At 71.8% G+C, this 14616-nt stretch carries 15 protein-coding genes; 11 read left to right on the top strand and 4 right to left on the bottom strand.

Annotation, left to right across the window (positions count from 1 at the left end; translation table 11 throughout):
• The first annotated feature begins 62 nt into the window (after window positions 1-62).
• From FYX01_RS10430 to FYX01_RS10440, 3 genes are all read left to right on the top strand, one after another.
• Window positions 63-809 carry a (2Fe-2S)-binding protein gene (locus FYX01_RS10430; RefSeq protein ID WP_223830390.1) on the top strand — a complete coding sequence of 249 codons (747 nt, stop codon included), beginning with the start codon at window positions 63-65 and terminating at the stop codon, window positions 807-809.
• The gene (locus FYX01_RS27230) at window positions 746-997 is read left to right on the top strand and encodes a hypothetical protein (protein WP_394350447.1); all 252 of its coding nucleotides are present in this window, start codon (window positions 746-748) and stop codon (window positions 995-997) included. Before FYX01_RS10430 ends, FYX01_RS27230 begins: the two co-directional genes overlap by 64 nt.
• Before the next feature lie 393 nt (window positions 998-1390).
• A complete protein-coding gene (locus FYX01_RS10440) occupies window positions 1391-2188 on the top strand; it encodes a methyltransferase domain-containing protein (protein WP_150239959.1) in 798 nt (265 codons plus the stop codon).
• A 363-nt stretch (window positions 2189-2551) separates the two neighbouring features.
• Here FYX01_RS10440 and FYX01_RS10445 read toward each other — a convergent pair whose 3' ends face one another.
• Window positions 2552-3565 carry an NAD(P)/FAD-dependent oxidoreductase gene (locus FYX01_RS10445; RefSeq protein ID WP_150239961.1) on the bottom strand — a complete coding sequence of 338 codons (1014 nt, stop codon included), beginning with the start codon at window positions 3563-3565 and terminating at the stop codon, window positions 2552-2554.
• A 98-nt stretch (window positions 3566-3663) separates the two neighbouring features.
• Here FYX01_RS10445 and FYX01_RS10450 point away from each other — a divergent pair, with 98 nt between their 5' ends.
• From FYX01_RS10450 to FYX01_RS10460, 3 genes are all read left to right on the top strand, one after another.
• Window positions 3664-4257: a helix-turn-helix domain-containing protein gene (locus FYX01_RS10450; RefSeq protein WP_150239963.1), complete on the top strand. Its 594-nt coding sequence runs from the start codon at window positions 3664-3666 to the stop codon at window positions 4255-4257.
• 146 nt (window positions 4258-4403) lie between these two features.
• Window positions 4404-5267, top strand: coding sequence for a class I SAM-dependent methyltransferase (locus FYX01_RS10455; protein WP_150239965.1), 864 nt, complete (start codon window positions 4404-4406; stop codon window positions 5265-5267).
• Between the two features lie 614 nt (window positions 5268-5881).
• Window positions 5882-6289 (top strand): MarR family winged helix-turn-helix transcriptional regulator, encoded by a 408-nt coding sequence (locus FYX01_RS10460; protein ID WP_150239967.1) that lies wholly within the window; start codon window positions 5882-5884, stop codon window positions 6287-6289.
• Between the two features lie 43 nt (window positions 6290-6332).
• On the opposite strand, the gene FYX01_RS10465 is transcribed toward FYX01_RS10460, so the two are convergent.
• On the bottom strand, window positions 6333-6911 hold the full coding sequence (locus FYX01_RS10465; RefSeq protein ID WP_150240117.1) for a GNAT family N-acetyltransferase: 579 nt from the start codon (window positions 6909-6911) through the stop codon (window positions 6333-6335).
• 132 nt (window positions 6912-7043) lie between these two features.
• Complete coding sequence (locus FYX01_RS10470) at window positions 7044-7673, bottom strand: TetR/AcrR family transcriptional regulator (protein WP_150239969.1); 630 nt, start codon at window positions 7671-7673, stop codon at window positions 7044-7046.
• A gap of 67 nt (window positions 7674-7740) precedes the next feature.
• Here FYX01_RS10470 and FYX01_RS10475 point away from each other — a divergent pair, with 67 nt between their 5' ends.
• Window positions 7741-8436 carry a GAP family protein gene (locus tag FYX01_RS10475; protein ID WP_150239971.1) on the top strand — a complete coding sequence of 232 codons (696 nt, stop codon included), beginning with the start codon at window positions 7741-7743 and terminating at the stop codon, window positions 8434-8436.
• Here the strand turns inward: FYX01_RS10475 and FYX01_RS10480 are convergent.
• Window positions 8390-9331, bottom strand: a complete 942-nt coding sequence (locus FYX01_RS10480; RefSeq protein ID WP_223830391.1) for a LysR family transcriptional regulator — start codon at window positions 9329-9331, stop codon at window positions 8390-8392. The genes FYX01_RS10475 and FYX01_RS10480 overlap by 47 nt on opposite strands.
• Window positions 9332-9399: 68 nt before the next feature.
• Here FYX01_RS10480 and FYX01_RS10485 point away from each other — a divergent pair, with 68 nt between their 5' ends.
• The 4 genes from FYX01_RS10485 (at window position 9400) to FYX01_RS10500 (ending at window position 14609) form a co-directional block, all read left to right on the top strand.
• Window positions 9400-10305 carry an EamA family transporter gene (locus FYX01_RS10485; RefSeq protein WP_150239972.1) on the top strand — a complete coding sequence of 302 codons (906 nt, stop codon included), beginning with the start codon at window positions 9400-9402 and terminating at the stop codon, window positions 10303-10305.
• A 94-nt stretch (window positions 10306-10399) separates the two neighbouring features.
• Window positions 10400-12286 (top strand): ABC transporter ATP-binding protein, encoded by a 1887-nt coding sequence (locus FYX01_RS10490; protein WP_190394262.1) that lies wholly within the window; start codon window positions 10400-10402, stop codon window positions 12284-12286.
• Between the two features lie 145 nt (window positions 12287-12431).
• The gene (locus FYX01_RS10495) at window positions 12432-13169 is read left to right on the top strand and encodes an SRPBCC family protein (protein WP_150239974.1); all 738 of its coding nucleotides are present in this window, start codon (window positions 12432-12434) and stop codon (window positions 13167-13169) included.
• A 309-nt stretch (window positions 13170-13478) separates the two neighbouring features.
• On the top strand, window positions 13479-14609 hold the full coding sequence (locus tag FYX01_RS10500) for a Kelch repeat-containing protein (RefSeq protein ID WP_150239976.1): 1131 nt from the start codon (window positions 13479-13481) through the stop codon (window positions 14607-14609).
• Window positions 14610-14616: the final 7 nt, after the last annotated feature.

The following is a 14616-nucleotide window of genomic DNA, read 5'->3' on the forward strand; positions in this document are numbered from 1 at the left end:
ACGTGAAGTGGGAGTAGTACTGGCACTACCGGTACGGCTCCCGAAGGCGGAAGGGGTCGGGAGTGGACGTTGCGGGTGTGGCGGTGCGGCCGGTGCTGGCCGACGTCGGCCGGATCAACATGCTCTTCGCGCTGGAGACGCGGCCTCCCGGTCCCGGGTGGCTGCCGTTGGGCGGCACGGACGCGGACGCGGTGGGGGTCGGGACACTCTCCGCGGAGGTGGAGCGGGTACGCGGGCGGCTGGCGGAGCTGTCGGGACGGCCGGGGACCTCGGTGGAGTGGCGGGTGGCGGCCTCGGTGTTCCACCAGGGGTTGGCCACGCGGCTGCTGTCACCGGTGCTGGCGGCGGCGCTGTGCCACGGGGCGCTGCTGGACGCGGCGCGGTTCCACTGGGATCCGAGCCGTGAGGGGCCGGTGGTGCTGCGCACCTCGCAGGAGCGGGCCGGGGAGGTCGCCGGCGGGACGGCGGAGGTGGCCGACTGGGTCGAGCACACGGTGGTTCTCGGGGTGATGGCGCGCGTCGCGCGAGATCTGGCCGGGGTGGGCAAGGTGGCGCGGGGGCTGTTGCGCGGCAACACGGCCGCCGCCCTGGCCGGGGCGGTGCGTTCCCTGGGCGTGGGCCGGCCCGCCTGGCGGGAGCGGGCCGAGGAGGTGGCCGGGGACCTGCTGGGGCGCCCGTCCCTGACCGGGACCGGGGGCTACACGGGAACGGACGCAGCGGGATCGGCGGTGTTCCGGCGCACCACGTGCTGTCTGTACTACCGGGTGCCGAACACGGGTTACTGCGGCGACTGCGCGCTGCGGCCCTGAGGGTCCGCGGTGACGGATCCGCGCTGCCGTCGGTCCTCCGCCACGGCTGGGAGGACTGGCTGCTGGCCAACCCCGGCTCACCGGACGCCGACGAGGTCCGGGCCGGGGCCGACCGGCACCGCGAGTTCCGTGTCCGCGGCACCCGGGAGACCATCGGTTTCGCCTACCTGTCCCTGATCCGGGTCTGACCCGCGTGCGACAGCGGACCGAGGGCGGCGGGAAGGACCTGCCAGGAGGAGCCGAAGCGGTCCCTGGGCCACAGCCGCACTGGCCCTTCCGTGCTCGGCCGCGCGCCCTACGCGTCTTCCCGCCCACGCGGACACGGTCGGGCGCCGAAACTCATCGGCACCCGCCTAGGTTTCCTCGCGAGCGGGCCGGCGGGACCGGTGAACAGGGTTGGCACGGTGGCGGAGCAGCCGGTGGTCTTCGCCGGGTGGAGGTTTCCTCCGAAGAACGCCAGGGACTGACCAGGAGATACGCCAATGCGTCTCAAAATATGAGAATTGAATCTCACAAAGAGAGACATTGGGTGTAGGGTCCAGGGTGTCGGTACGCCTCGGCGACCTATGAGAGGGCGATCCATGACGCGCTACACCCACGGCCAACATCCGTCGGTCACCAGCTCCTACCGCTGGCGCAACGCGGACAACTCCGCCGCCTACGCGCTCGACGAGATGGTCCCCGGCCGCTCCCTGCTGGACGTGGGCTGCGGTCCGGGCAGCATCACCGCCGACCTCGCCCGGCGGGTGGCCCCCGGGACCGTCACGGCGGTGGACTCCTCGGCCGAGGCGGTCGAGCTGGCCCGCGCCGCCGCCCGGGAGGCCGGAACCGACAACGTCGAGTTCCTGGTCGGCGACGTCCACGACCTGGACCTGCCCGCGGACACCTTCGACGTCGTCCACGCCCACCAGGTCCTGCAGCACGTGTCCGATCCGGTCCGCGCCCTGTCCGAGATGCGTCGGGTGGCCAGGCCCGGCGGGGTCGTGGCCGCCTGCGACAGCGACTACTCGGGTATGTACTGGTATCCGCGCCTGCCCGAGCTGGACGCGTGGATGGACCTCTACCAGCGGATCGCGCGCCGCAACGGCGGCGAACCGGACGCGGGACGGCACATGCCGGCCTGGTTTCGCCAGGCCGGGTTCACCGACGTCACCTATGTGGCCGAGGTGTGGAGCCACTCCGAGCCCGACCGCCGCGCCTGGTGGGGCGGCATGTGGGCCAGGCGCGTCCTGGAGTCGGACATGGGCCGCCAGGCCGTCGAGGAGGGCCACGCCACCCGGCAGGAGTTGGAGCGCATCTCGGCGGGCTGGACGGCGTGGAGCCAGGACCCGGACGGGGTGTTCGTGATCCCGCGCGGCGCGGTCCTGTGCCGGGTCTGAGCCGCCGCCCCTCCCCCTCCCGGGCCGCCCTTCCGGGGATGCGGCGGCAGCCACTGCGAGGCCACCGGCTGACTGGGAGCCCTCTCGGCCCCGTCTCGCGGGCCGCAACGATCGCCCCTCGCGCCGACACGGGATGGGGCACGAGAGTGGCCCCGTGCACCACCCCTCGGGTTCTGGTAACCGTTGGCGGTCTCTACTCAGCCCCAGGGGACCGTTCACGGCGTCCTTGGGCGGCCCGTCCGTGCTGGACCCGGCCACCCGGGGCGCGGGAGGCGAACTCCTCGGACCGCGGACGAGGAGGTGGGGGAACAGGGCGCCCATGACGGCGAACAGGTTCGCGCGCAGCCGACGCGGATCCGGACCTCAGGCGCGGGAGGCGCGGTTCTCGGCCGCGGCGAGGGCCGCTTCGGCGTCGGCGGTGGCCAGCAGGGCGTTGATGTGGGAGCCGGCCAGGGCGCCGGCCGCGGCCGAAGCGCCCACCTGGGCGGTCAGGTCGGTGGCGTTGCCGGCCACCCACACGCCCGGCACGTCGGTGGTGCCGGCCATGCCGGAGACGAGGCGGCGGCCCATGCCGTGGGGCAGGTCCTCCATCGCCAGCCCCAGGCCGTCCAGGCCCTCGGTGCGGGCCCGCATCGTGGTGGCGACGGCGAGGACGCGGCGGGACACGAGCCGCCCGTCGGCCAGGCGCACGCCTGCGACGCCGCCGTCGTCGGCCTTGACGACCTCCTCCACCGGGGTGTCGACGACGCGGACGTCGCGTGCGCCCAGACGTGCCCGGGTGTCCTCGTCCAGCTCGGTGCCGCGGGTGAAGTAGACGAGGTCGTCGGTCAGCTGGCGGAACAGCAGCGCGTGGTGGACCGAGGCGGGGCCGACCGCGAGGACGCCGATGGGCTCGTCGCGTACCTCCCAGCCGTGGCAGTACGGGCAGTGCACCACACCGCGCCCCCAGTGCTCCGCCAGCCCGGGAATCTCCGGCAGCACGTCGCGCAGACCGGTCGCCACCAGCAGACGTCGGGCCGACAGCGTTCGACCGTCGGCCAGGGTGACGGTGAAGCGCGGATCGCCCTCGGCGGACGGGATGGTCGGGGCGGCGGAGGCCACCTCTCCGGCGATGACCAGGCCGCCGTAGTGGCGCACCTCCTCCCGGCCCCTCTCCAGCAGTTCGGCAGGCGGGGTGCCGTCCAGGCCCAGGAGGCCGTGCACGGCCTGGGCGAGCGCGTTGCGGGGTGTGCCGCCGTCGATCACGATGACCGAGCGGCGCGAGCGGGCGAGCATCAGTGCACCGTTCAGTCCCGCGGCACCGCCGCCGATCACCACGGTGTCGACGGGCCCGTCCGGCAGTGTGTCGGTCGCGTATGCAGTAGTCGTCTCAGGCATGTCCGCGTGCCCTCTCCTTCGTGCGAGGCCCCGGCCCATCCGGGACGTCTGTGCACGACGCTAACCGCGCTTTGCACTAAGGGCATACACTTTTGCCTATGACGCAAGAAGATCGCGAGTTGGACAGCCTGGTGCGCAAGCGCATCCGTGCCCTGCGCGTGGCGCAGGGCTGGTCCCTGGAGGAGCTGGCCACCCGGGCCCGGCTCAGCCAGTCCACGCTCAGCCGCATCGAGAACGGTCAGCGCCGTCTCGCCCTGGACAGTCTCGTCACCCTCGCCCGCGCCCTGGACACCACCCTGGACCAGCTCGTCGAGACCGGATCCGACGACGTCGTCACCAGTCCGGTGATCGACAGCGCCCACAGCCTGATGCGCTGGCCCGTCAAGGCGGATCCCGGTATGACCGTCGTGCGGCAGCGCATGACCGAACCGCCCCCCGACAGTCCTTCGCGGATGCGCGCCCACCCCGGCCGGGAATGGCTGGTCGTTCTCTCCGGTACCGTGGTCCTCATGCTGGGTCACCGCCGTTTCCGCGTCGAGACCAACCAGGCCGCGGAGTTCCCGACGATGCTGCCGCACGCCATCGGGGCCGAGGGCGGCCCCTGCGAGATCCTGGGGATCTTCGATCGTGACGCACGCCGCGGCCACCAGCGGAGCGACGACGACCGCGGCGCGAACCGCTCCCGACCGTGACGACACGCGAGCCCCGCCTCCGGCCGCCGTGGGACCCGCGGAACCCACTCGACGTGTTTTGCGCGTTCGGCAGCCCATACGGTCCTCGCCTTGCGGATGAGGCAAGAAACCATGCCCTGAACGCAGGATCGTTCTAACGTGGGGCTATGACCCACGCACACCCGCACGCGACCCGCCGCAGCGCGCATCACGACCACCAGCACGATTCCGACGGTCAGGCGGAGATCCTCGACCTGGACGCGCAGGTCCTCGCCGAGCACATCGCCGCCGTCACCGGATGGCTGCCCATCAGGACGGCCCCCCACCAGATCGTGGACCTGGGATGCGGAACGGGCGCCGGCACCTTCGCCCTTCTCGCCCGCTTCCCCGAGGCACACGTCACCGCCGTCGACTCCTCGGCCGAACACCTTCGCGGCCTGCGGGAGAAGGCTCGCGCGCAGGAGGTGGAGGGGCGTGTGCGTACCGTCCAGGCCGACCTCGACGCGGACTGGCCCGACCTGGGCGCACCGGACCTTGTGTGGGCCTCGGCCTCGATGCACCACATGGCCGATCCCGACCGCACGATACGCAAGGTCCACGACACGCTCGTGCCCGGCGGCCTGTTCGCCGTCGTCGAACTGGCCGGATTCCCCCGTTTCCTACCGGAGGACGCCCCGCAGGACCGGCCCGGCCTGGAGGAGCGCTGCCATGCCGCGAGCGACCGCCTCCACGCCGAGCACATGCCCCACCGCGGCGCCGACTGGGGGCCGAAGCTGACCGGCGCCGGATTCACCGTCGAGGGGGAACGCACCCTCACCGTGAACATCGAGGGCTCCCGCGACGAGGCGATCGGCCGCTACGCCCTCTCCGTCCTGCAACGCGTCCGCGGTTCTGTCGCGGACGCGCTCTCAGCCGAGGATCTCGCCGCGCTGGACCGGCTGCTCGACACCGGCGGCCCCCACGGCCTCCTGGCCCGGAACGACCTCGCGGTACGTACCGAGCGCACCGTCTGGGCCGCACGCCGTACCTGAGCCGTAACCCGTGCGCGGTCGGTCGCCCACCTTGTGGCCCTCCGGCCACTTCATGGCGGCAGGGCAGGAAGCAGTGCCTCGCAGGCATGGGATGCGTAGGTCGGTTCGCAGAGTCGCGCGGTCCCACCGCACGGCATGGCCACCGCGAACTCATCCGCGCACGGCGGGGTGACCGGCCGGGACGTCCGCACCATCCCGGGGATCCCCGGACCGTGGAGTACCAGTGGGTTCGCCACCCGGATGCCGGCTCCGGCCGGCATCCGGCGCACGGCGCCCAGCGCGAACTCGTCGCGTGCGCGCTCGCGGTGACAGGGCGCGGTAGTCACGTTCGGGTTCGGGCCGGCGCCTGGAGCGAGCCGGTACGAACCCCTGCCCCTGCCGCCCCGGTCGTCGCACCCGTGGGCGAGGACCCCGGGCCCGGGACCGCGAGGGTGGACGGCGTCACAGCGGACGGTCCGCGGTCCGGGAGGAGGAGTGGGGAAGGACATGGGGAACGCTGACGGACAGCGGCGACATCTTCCCGACGCACTGGTAAGCCGCGATACAGCGATATATCTTCGATCTATCGAGAAGATGTGGCAGTCCGCTGACGCCGTACTGGAGGAGGAGGCACCATGTCCGACCTGCCGATCGGCTACTGGCTCAAACACCTGGACCGGCTCATCGAGAACGACTTCGACCGGGTCCTGGCCTCGGAGGAACTGGGGCGCCGCCACTGGCAGGTGCTCAACTCCCTGCACGCCGACCCCGGAACGATCGCCGACCTGGACCGCAGGCTCGCCCCGTTCCTGGACGAGAACGAGTACACCGTCACCCCGGTGGTGGAGCACCTGCGCCAGCGCGGCTGGGCCAAGGGACTGGTCGCCCTCGAACTGACCCCGGCGGGCGAGAGCGCGCACGAGGCGCTCTTCGCCAAGGTGCAGGACGCCCGCAGCCGTATCTCGCGCGGAATCGACGACGAGGAGTACCGCATCGCCGTCGACGTGTTGGAGCGGATGTCGGCCAACCTCGAACAGGACTGACCCGGCCGGGCCGCTGACTCGGTTCGGGCGGCCTTCGGCGAGGTCAGGGAGCGGGCAGTTCCCGGGTGAGCTCGACGAAGGCCAGATCGGGGCGCCTGGGCAGGCCGAAGCTCTCGTCCCCGTAGGGGAAGGGCTCGGTCTTGCCGGTGTTGGTGTAGCCGCGCCTCTCGTACCAGGCGATCAGCTCCGGGCGCTGCTTGAGCACCTTCATCCGCATCAGGCGGCAGCCCCACTCGCGGGCCGCGGTGCTCTCGGCCTCGGCCAGGACCCGCTTGCCCAGACCTCCGCCCTGGATGGTGGGCAGCACCGAGAACATGCCGAAGTAGGCGCCGCTGACGCCGCGCTGGAGCTCGCAGCAGGCCACGATCCGCCCCTCGGCCTCGGCGACCAGGACGATGGTGTTGGTGCGCTCCAGCAGTTCGGCCATGCTCTCGGCGTCCACGCGCTGGCCTTCGAGCAGGTCGGCCTCGGTGGTCCATCCCCGCTTGGAGGAGTCACCCCGGTAGCAGGAGTTGACCAGTTCGACGAGGACGGGAACGTCAGCGGCCACGGCGTTCCTGTAGGTCAGTTCAAGCTGGGATCCGGATGCCGTCTCACTGGTCTGACTGCTGGTCACGCGTATCTCCCCTGGTGGTTCCGGTCCCTGGTCCCACCCAGTATCGGCTACCGGAAGCAGCGGAGAACACGGGCCCTCGACACAAGGGGCGACGCGGACACCCGCGCGAGCACAGAGGGTTCTCACCAGGGTGGCCGGTCAGGAGCCGGCGTGGCGGTGCCAGGCCTCCTCGACGCGGGAGAGGAAGGCCCGCAGCCGGTGCCGGACGTCCTCCGGATCGGTCATTCCGGGGGTGACCATCAGCTGTAGGGCGAATCCGTCCACCAAGGTGTGCAGGTAGCCGGACCACTCCTCCGTCCACGGGTCGGGATGGGGCTGGAAGGGGTCCTGCACGGGCAGTCCGGTGATGGCCGCGGCCAGTTGGCGGTAGAGCCTGCGCTGGCTGGTCCAGCGCTGCTCCCGGTCGCGGTCGTACTCCCCCAGGATCCCGGCGGCCTCCCAGGCCCGGTACTCGGTGCGTCGGGTCTGGTCCAGGGGCAGGAGCTGCTCGGCGTACTCGGCCACCCGCTCCAGCAGGGGCGTGTCCGGTGACTGGGTGTGCCGCAGGGCCAGGACGCGCTCGGTGACACGCTCCTCGGACAGGTTCACGGCGAAGACGAGCAGGTCCTCGCGTGTGGGGAAGTAGTGGCGCAGCGCTCCGGGCGACCAGCCCGCCTCGGCGGCGACGGAGCGGATGGACACGGCGGTCGGGCCCGATGCGGAGATGACCCGCCACAGGGCCTCGGCCAGTTCCCTGCGGCGTTGCTCGTGGTCGACGATCTTGGGCACCCCCTTTTTCTAGCACAGTTGTGATAACTTATTTAGCACAGCTGTGTGGCAAAGACGGGAGAGCCCCATGCCGCCCCTCGACGTTCTGGTCCCGGTCGCCGGGCTGGCCCTGCTGGACACGCTCAGTCCCGCCACCATCGGCGTCTCGCTGTATGTGCTGCTCAGCGGGGCACGCCGGGTGGCCCGTCCCCTGTTCGCCTACCTGACCACCGTCGCGGCCTTCTACCTCGCCCTGGGCTGCGCGCTCATGCTCGGCTTCGGCTTCCTGTTCGAGGCGCTGGACGGTCTCGCCGGGAGCCCCGTCCTGGGCTGGCCGCTGGTGGTCCTGGGCGGGGGCATGCTCGCCTACGCGCTGTTCGCACCCGGCCGGCCGCGCGGGCAGCGCAGGCCCGCCTCCCCGAACACCACCGCGATGGTCGCCCTGGGGCTGGCCACCGGCCTGCTGGAGGGCGGCACCGCCCTGCCCTACTTCGGTGCGATCGGCGTCATGACCGCCGCCGGACTGTCCGCGGCCGCGTGGATGCCCGTGCTCGCCGCCTACAACGTCGTCATGGTGCTCCCGCCGGTGCTGCTCTACCTGGGCCACCGGGTCTTCGGGGAGCGCCTGCGCCCGCACCTGGAGCGCTGGCGTACCAAGGTCGAGTCCGGCTCCCGGGAGGCCGTGGGCTGGATCCTCGGCATCGTGGGCTTCCTGGTCCTGGTGCACGGCCTGGAGGTCACCGGACTCCTCGACGGGTCCGCCGTCTTCCTGGACGGTCTGTGACGCGGCCCCGACGCGGCTCCCCGCCCGGCCCCCAGCGCGCCGGCCGCTCCCCGTACAGGTCCGAGAGCAGGGCCACGGCCGCGTAGGTGGCCGGATGGGGGTCGTGGCGCCGCCAGACCACCCGGACCGGGATACGCGGGGCGTCTCCCACCAGGCGGAAGGCGATGCCGTCGCGCCGGTACTGGGTCACGGTGCTCTCGGCGGTGATGCCGACGCTGCGTCCGGCGGCGATCTCGGCGAGCCAGTCGTCGATGTCGCTGACGTGTTCCAGGGTCGGCCGCGCCTGTTCGGGCCACAAGTCGACGGTGGTGGTGCCCGTGCGGCGGTCGACGAGGACACGTCGGTCGGCGATCTCCGCCAGACGGATGGAGCGGCGCCGCGCCCAGGGATCGTCGGAGGCCACGGCGCAGTAGCGGCGCTCATGGCCGACGACGGCGCTGTCGAAGCGGCGTTCGTCGAAGGCGGCGCGGACCACGGCCAGGTCGCACAGTCCCTCGGCCAGGCCCCCGGTGGGCGAGTTGGTCCGGACCAGGTGCAGGTCGACGTCGGGGTGGCGGGCGGCCCAGCACCGCTGGAACTCGCGGGTGTGGCGGCCCACGGCCGACCACGCGTGCCCCAGGCGCAGGCGGCTGTGCCCGGTGGTGGCCTCGCGCACCAGGTTGTCGGCCTCGGCCAGCACGGCCCGTGCCCGGGCCAGCACCTGTACGCCCGCCGTGGTGGGGGCCACGTCGCGGTTGGTGCGGTGCAGCAGACGCACCTCCAGGAACCGCTCCAGCGCGGCGAGGTTGCGTGAGACCGCTGCCTGGGAGGTGCCGAGTTCGAGGGCGGCCTCGGTGAAGCCGCCGGTGTCGACGATGGCGACCAGGCAGCGCAGGTGCCGCAGCTCCATATCCATACGCACAGCGTATAGACGCGTCGGAACATGCATTTTGCGTATGTGAACACAGACCGCATGCTCGCCTCATGAAGACCTCGACAGGCACGGATCTCGCGGCGGTCTCCTCCACCGGAGCGGTTCCGGAACCCCGGGAGCGCCTTGCGGGTATGGCGGTGATGCTGTGCGGCGGGATGTCCAACCAGCTCGGTGCCTCCACTGCCGCGCTGGCCTTTCCCGTGATCGGCCCGGCCGGCGTGGTGGCCGTGCGCCAGTGGGTCGCGGGCCTGGTCCTGATGTCGCTGGGACGTCCCCGTCTGCGTGCCCTCACCTGGCACCAGTGGTGGCCGGTACTGTCCATGGCCCTGGTCTTCGCGACCATGAACCTGACGCTGTACTTCGCCGTCGACCGGATCGGCCTGGGGCTGGCGGTGACCCTGGAGTTCCTCGGCCCGCTGGCCGTGGCGCTGGCCGCCTCGCGCCGGTGGGTGGACCTGGTGTGCGCCCTGGTGGCCGGGAGCGCGGTGGCGGTGCTGATGCGCCCCCAACCCAGCAGCGACTACACGGGCCTGGTGCTGGCCCTGCTGGCCGCCGCGTGCTGGGCCGGCTACATCCTGCTCAACCGGACGGTGGGGCGCAGGGTGTCGGGTATCGAGGGCTCGGCCGCCTCCGCCGGAATCTCCGCCCTGCTGTTCGTGCCGGTGGGGGCGTGGGTGCTCTGGCACCACCCGCCGACACCGGCCGCGCTGGCCTGTGCCGCCGTGGCGGGCGTGCTGTCCTCGACCGTGCCGTTCCTGGGAGACCTGTTCGCCCTTCGGCGGGTCCCGGCCCGCTTCTTCGGCCTGTTCATGAGCGTCCACCCCGTGATGGCGGCTTTGGCGGGGCTGGTGGTGCTGGACCAGGCACTGGACCCGGTGGACTGGTCGGCGATCGCGGCGGTCGTGGCGGCCAACGCCACCAGTGCCCTGACCGCGGGGCACGCGCGCGAGCGGTAGTTCCCCCTCCGGCTCCCTCGCCGGAGCTTGACCTCAATATTTGTTGAGGTTCTACGGTTCATGGCAACAACCCCGACAGACCCGGTGAACGACCATGAGCATGGAAATGGCCGCGTGGAGCTCGGTCTACCACGCGATGCACGCCCGCGAGGACCAGCGCCCCTTCTCCCTGCCCGTCCTGCGCAGGATCGCATCCTTCGCCCGCCCCCACGCACGACACCTGGGCTGGTTCCTGGCCCTGAGCGTGCTCACCGCCGTCCTGACCGTGGCCTCCCCGCTTCTGGCCGGAAGGGTCGTCAACGCCATTATCGGCGGCGGCGCGCTGGGACCGGTGCTCCTTCTGGCCGGGCTCATCGCGACCGTCGCGATCCTTGAAGCCGTCCTGAAGCTGATCGTGCGCTGGCTCTCGGCGCGGGTCGGCGAGAGCCTCATCCTGGACCTGCGCACCACCGTCTACGACCACGTCCAGCGCATGCCGGTCGCCTTCTTCACCCGCACCCGCACCGGTGCCCTGGTCAGCCGCCTCAACAACGACGTCATCGGCGCCCAGCGCGCCTTCAGCGACGTGCTCTCCGGAGTGATGAGCAACCTGGTCACCCTGGTCCTGGCCCTGGGGGTGATGCTCGCCCTGTCCTGGCAGATCACCCTGCTCGCACTCGTGCTCCTGCCGCTGTTCGTGGTACCCGCCCGCCGTATGGGCGCCCGTCTGGCCAGGATCGAGCGCGAGCGCACCCTCCACAACGCCGCCATGGGCACCCAGATGACCGAGCGCTTCTCCGCGCCCGGCGCCACCCTGGTCAAGCTCTTCGGCCGCCCGGACGAGGAGTCCGCCGAGTTCGCCCGCAGGGCCGGACGGGTCCGCGACATCGGTGTGCGCACCGCCATGGTCCAGGAGGTCTTCTTCACCGCACTGACCCTGGTCTCCGCGCTCGCCCTGGCCCTGGTCTACGGGCTGGGCGGTTTCTACGCCCTGCGCGGCCAGCTCGACGCGGGCACCGTGGTGTCCATGGGCATGCTGCTCACCCGCCTGTACGCCCCGCTCACCGCCCTGGCCAGCGCACGCGTGGAGGTCATGAGCGCCCTGGTCAGCTTCAGCCGGGTCTTCGAGGTCCTGGACCTCGAACCGCTGGTGGACGAGCGGCCCGGAGCCGGAACTGTCCCCGCCGGAGCGGTGTCGCTGGAGTTCGACGACGTCACCTTCGCCTACCCCACCGCCGACAAGGTGTCGCTGGCCTCCCTGGAGGAGGTCGCCACCCTGGACGTCACCGAGCAGCGCGACGTGCTGCACGGGGTCTCCTTCCGGATCGAACCCGGGCAGACGGTCGCCCTGGTCGGCTCCTCCGGCGCGGGCAAGTCCACCATCGCCCAACTGGCCCCGCGCCTGCACGACGTGGACTCCGGCGCCGTGCGTCTGGCCGGGACGGACGTGCGCGACCTGACCTTCGACTCGGTGCGCGCCACCCTGGGCATGGTCACCCAGGACGGGCACCTCTTCCACGAGTCCATCCGGGCCAACCTGTCACTGGCCCGTCCCGGGGCCGCCGAGGAGGAACTGTGGGACGTGCTGCGCCGCGCCCGCCTGGACGAACTCGTCGCCTCCCTGCCCGACGGGCTGGACACGGTGGTCGGTGAGCGCGGATACCGGTTCTCCGGCGGTGAGCGCCAGCGCCTGACCATCGCCCGACTACTGCTGGCCGCACCCGAGGTGGTCATCCTGGACGAGGCGACCTCGGCCCTGGACTCCACCTCCGAGGCCGCGGTGCAGGAGGCCCTCGCCGGGGCACTGGAGGGGAGGACCGCCCTGGTCATCGCCCACCGGCTCTCCACGGTCCGTGCCGCCGACGCCATCCTCGTGGTCGAGGCCGGGCGGATCGTCGAGCGCGGCACGCACACGGAACTGCTCGCCCGGGGCGGCCGCTACGCCGAGCTGTACCGGACCCAGTTCGCCACCGGCGATCCCGAGCCCGCCACGGCCGGGTAGGCCCCAACCCCCGGTTCCGGTGCCCACGCCACCGGCTGTGAGGGGGCAAAGGGGACCCTGGAGTTCTCGGGACGCCGGTCTTGACGTGCCTCATCCGGCGAGGCGGAGAAAGCGTGGGCTTCGACGCCGTCGCCGAGGAGCCGTCATGACCAGGAACAAGTCCTTCAAACAGCGGGTGCGAGCCCGGATGGACAGGACCGGCGAGAGCTACTCCGCCGCCCGCGTCCACCTGCTCCCCCGCGCCGAGAGCGCTCCCGCCTCCGCTTCCGTCACGCACGCGGACACCGCCTCAGAGGGTGTGCGAGCCGGTGCCGAACACACCGCCTCCACGGCGGCGATGAACACCCGCGTCCCCGACGGGTCCGTCAGGGAACGCACCGGCCGCGACTACGCCGGATGGTCCGCGCTGCTGGACGCCTGGGGCGCCCCCGGTCGCACCCACACCGAGATCGCCGCCTGGCTGGTCCGGGAGCACGACGTGCCCGGCTGGTGGGCGCAGACCGTCACCGTCGCCTACGAGCAGGCGCGCGGGCTGCGGGTGCCGGGACAGAAGAAGGACGGATTCGCCGTCAGCGCCAGCAAGACCGTCGACGTGCCGGTGGAGCGGCTCTTCGCGGCCTTCACGAAGGAGGCCTGGTGTGAGCGGTGGCTGCCTGGAAGCGACCTGTCGGTGCGCACCGCCACCGAGCCCCAGAGGTTGACCGCCGACTTCGACCACGCGAGTCGGCTCACCGTCAGGTTCACGGCCAAGGGCGAGGACAAGGCCGTGGTCGCCTCCGAGCACTCCAAGCTGGCCGACGACGAGGCGGCCGGGGCCGCCAAGGTGTTCTGGAGGCAGCGCCTGGCACGGCTCAAGGACCTGCTGGAGCAGGAAGGGGCCTGACCCCGTGGCCTGCGGACGGGAGGGTTCCCGTCCGCAGGCCACGGCCGCCCGGTCGGCTGTCCCGTGCAGAGCACGGCCCCCACGTTCTCGCGAGCAGACCTGGTGTTTCCTGTTATCACCAGTGATACTTTCGCCGGGCGAAACCCCCTGACGCCCTTCCCGGGAATCCCTGGGGCCCGGGTTCCGTGTCCGCGCGCTCGTGGAGCGTCCCAGGCGCCGAACCGGCCGGGACGAGGCCTGCCCGTACACTGCGCACGCCGGGCGGGGACCGCCCCCGCTGCGGAGAAAAAGCATGGAATGCGTGGTTTGATGAATCCCCCGTCCAGAGCGGCTGTCCCCCTGCTGGCCCTCTCCCTGTCGGCCGTCTCCTGCGGTCTGGAGGAGCCCGCATCATGGGACGTGGACGTCGCCGTGAGCGAACTTCCCCCCGGCCCCCTCGCACCTAGGCAGGACCACAGCCTCGTCTGGTCGGGTGAGGAACTCCTCGTCTGGGGCGGGCACGGCACGACCCAGCACGACTCCTTCGCCGGCGGCGCCGCCTACTCCCCCGACACCGGTTCCTGGCGGAGGCTGCCGGAGGTGGACCTGGAGTCCAGGACCCGCCACAACGCCGTCATGGTCAAGGACCGGATGCTGGTCTGGGGAGGGTTCACCCCGACGCACTCCGGCGGCCCCGAAGCACACCTGGCCGGAGACGGAGCTCTCTACGACATCGAAGCGGGCTCCTGGGAGCCGATCGCACCGGCACCCGAGGCGAGGTCCCTGGCACGGGCGGTGACCGTGGGCGAGCACGTGGTCTTCGGCGGTGGGCACCGTGAGCAGGGTGGAAGGGGCTTCCTGGTGTGCTCGCTGGTCGAGGACACCTGGGACACCGTCGCCCTGGACGGGGTGGACGACGACTTCGCCTTGTACGACATGCAGGTCCTCGGCGACGAGGTGGTGGCCGTCGGAGGGGGAGTCCAGGGGATGTCCGTGGCCACGTTCGGTGTGGACGACGCGGACGCGTCGGTACGAAGGCTCACCGGCCTGGAGGAGGCGAAGGAGCGGACGGGCCTCCATGCCGGACTGGCGGCCTCCCCCGTCGGCGAGACCTTCCTGGCGGTACGGGTCGGTGAGAACGCGAGGCTGTACGAGGTGGACGGACGTGGACAGGCGGACCTGGTCGACGAGACCCGCTACACCGGCTTTCGCCTTCCGTTCTCCTTGACGACCCGTGGCCTGGACGCGGGTGAGATGGACTACGTGGACGGACTGGGGCTGCTCGCCACCGGCCTCGGGGAGTTCAGCATGTGGGACCCCGGGGCGGGCACCACCTACCGGTTGCAGACCGAGGGCCTCTCGGACTACTGCGGCCCCTTCGTCCCCGCCGCCGACGGTGTCCTGCTCGGCTGGGGCGGTCTGTGTGAGACCTCCGGCGTCAGGGCCGACGTCACCGCCTGAGCCGCAC

Origin of the sequence: Nocardiopsis quinghaiensis (assembly GCF_008638365.1) — a bacterium.
Lineage (GTDB): Bacteria > Actinomycetota > Actinomycetes > Streptosporangiales > Streptosporangiaceae > Nocardiopsis > Nocardiopsis quinghaiensis.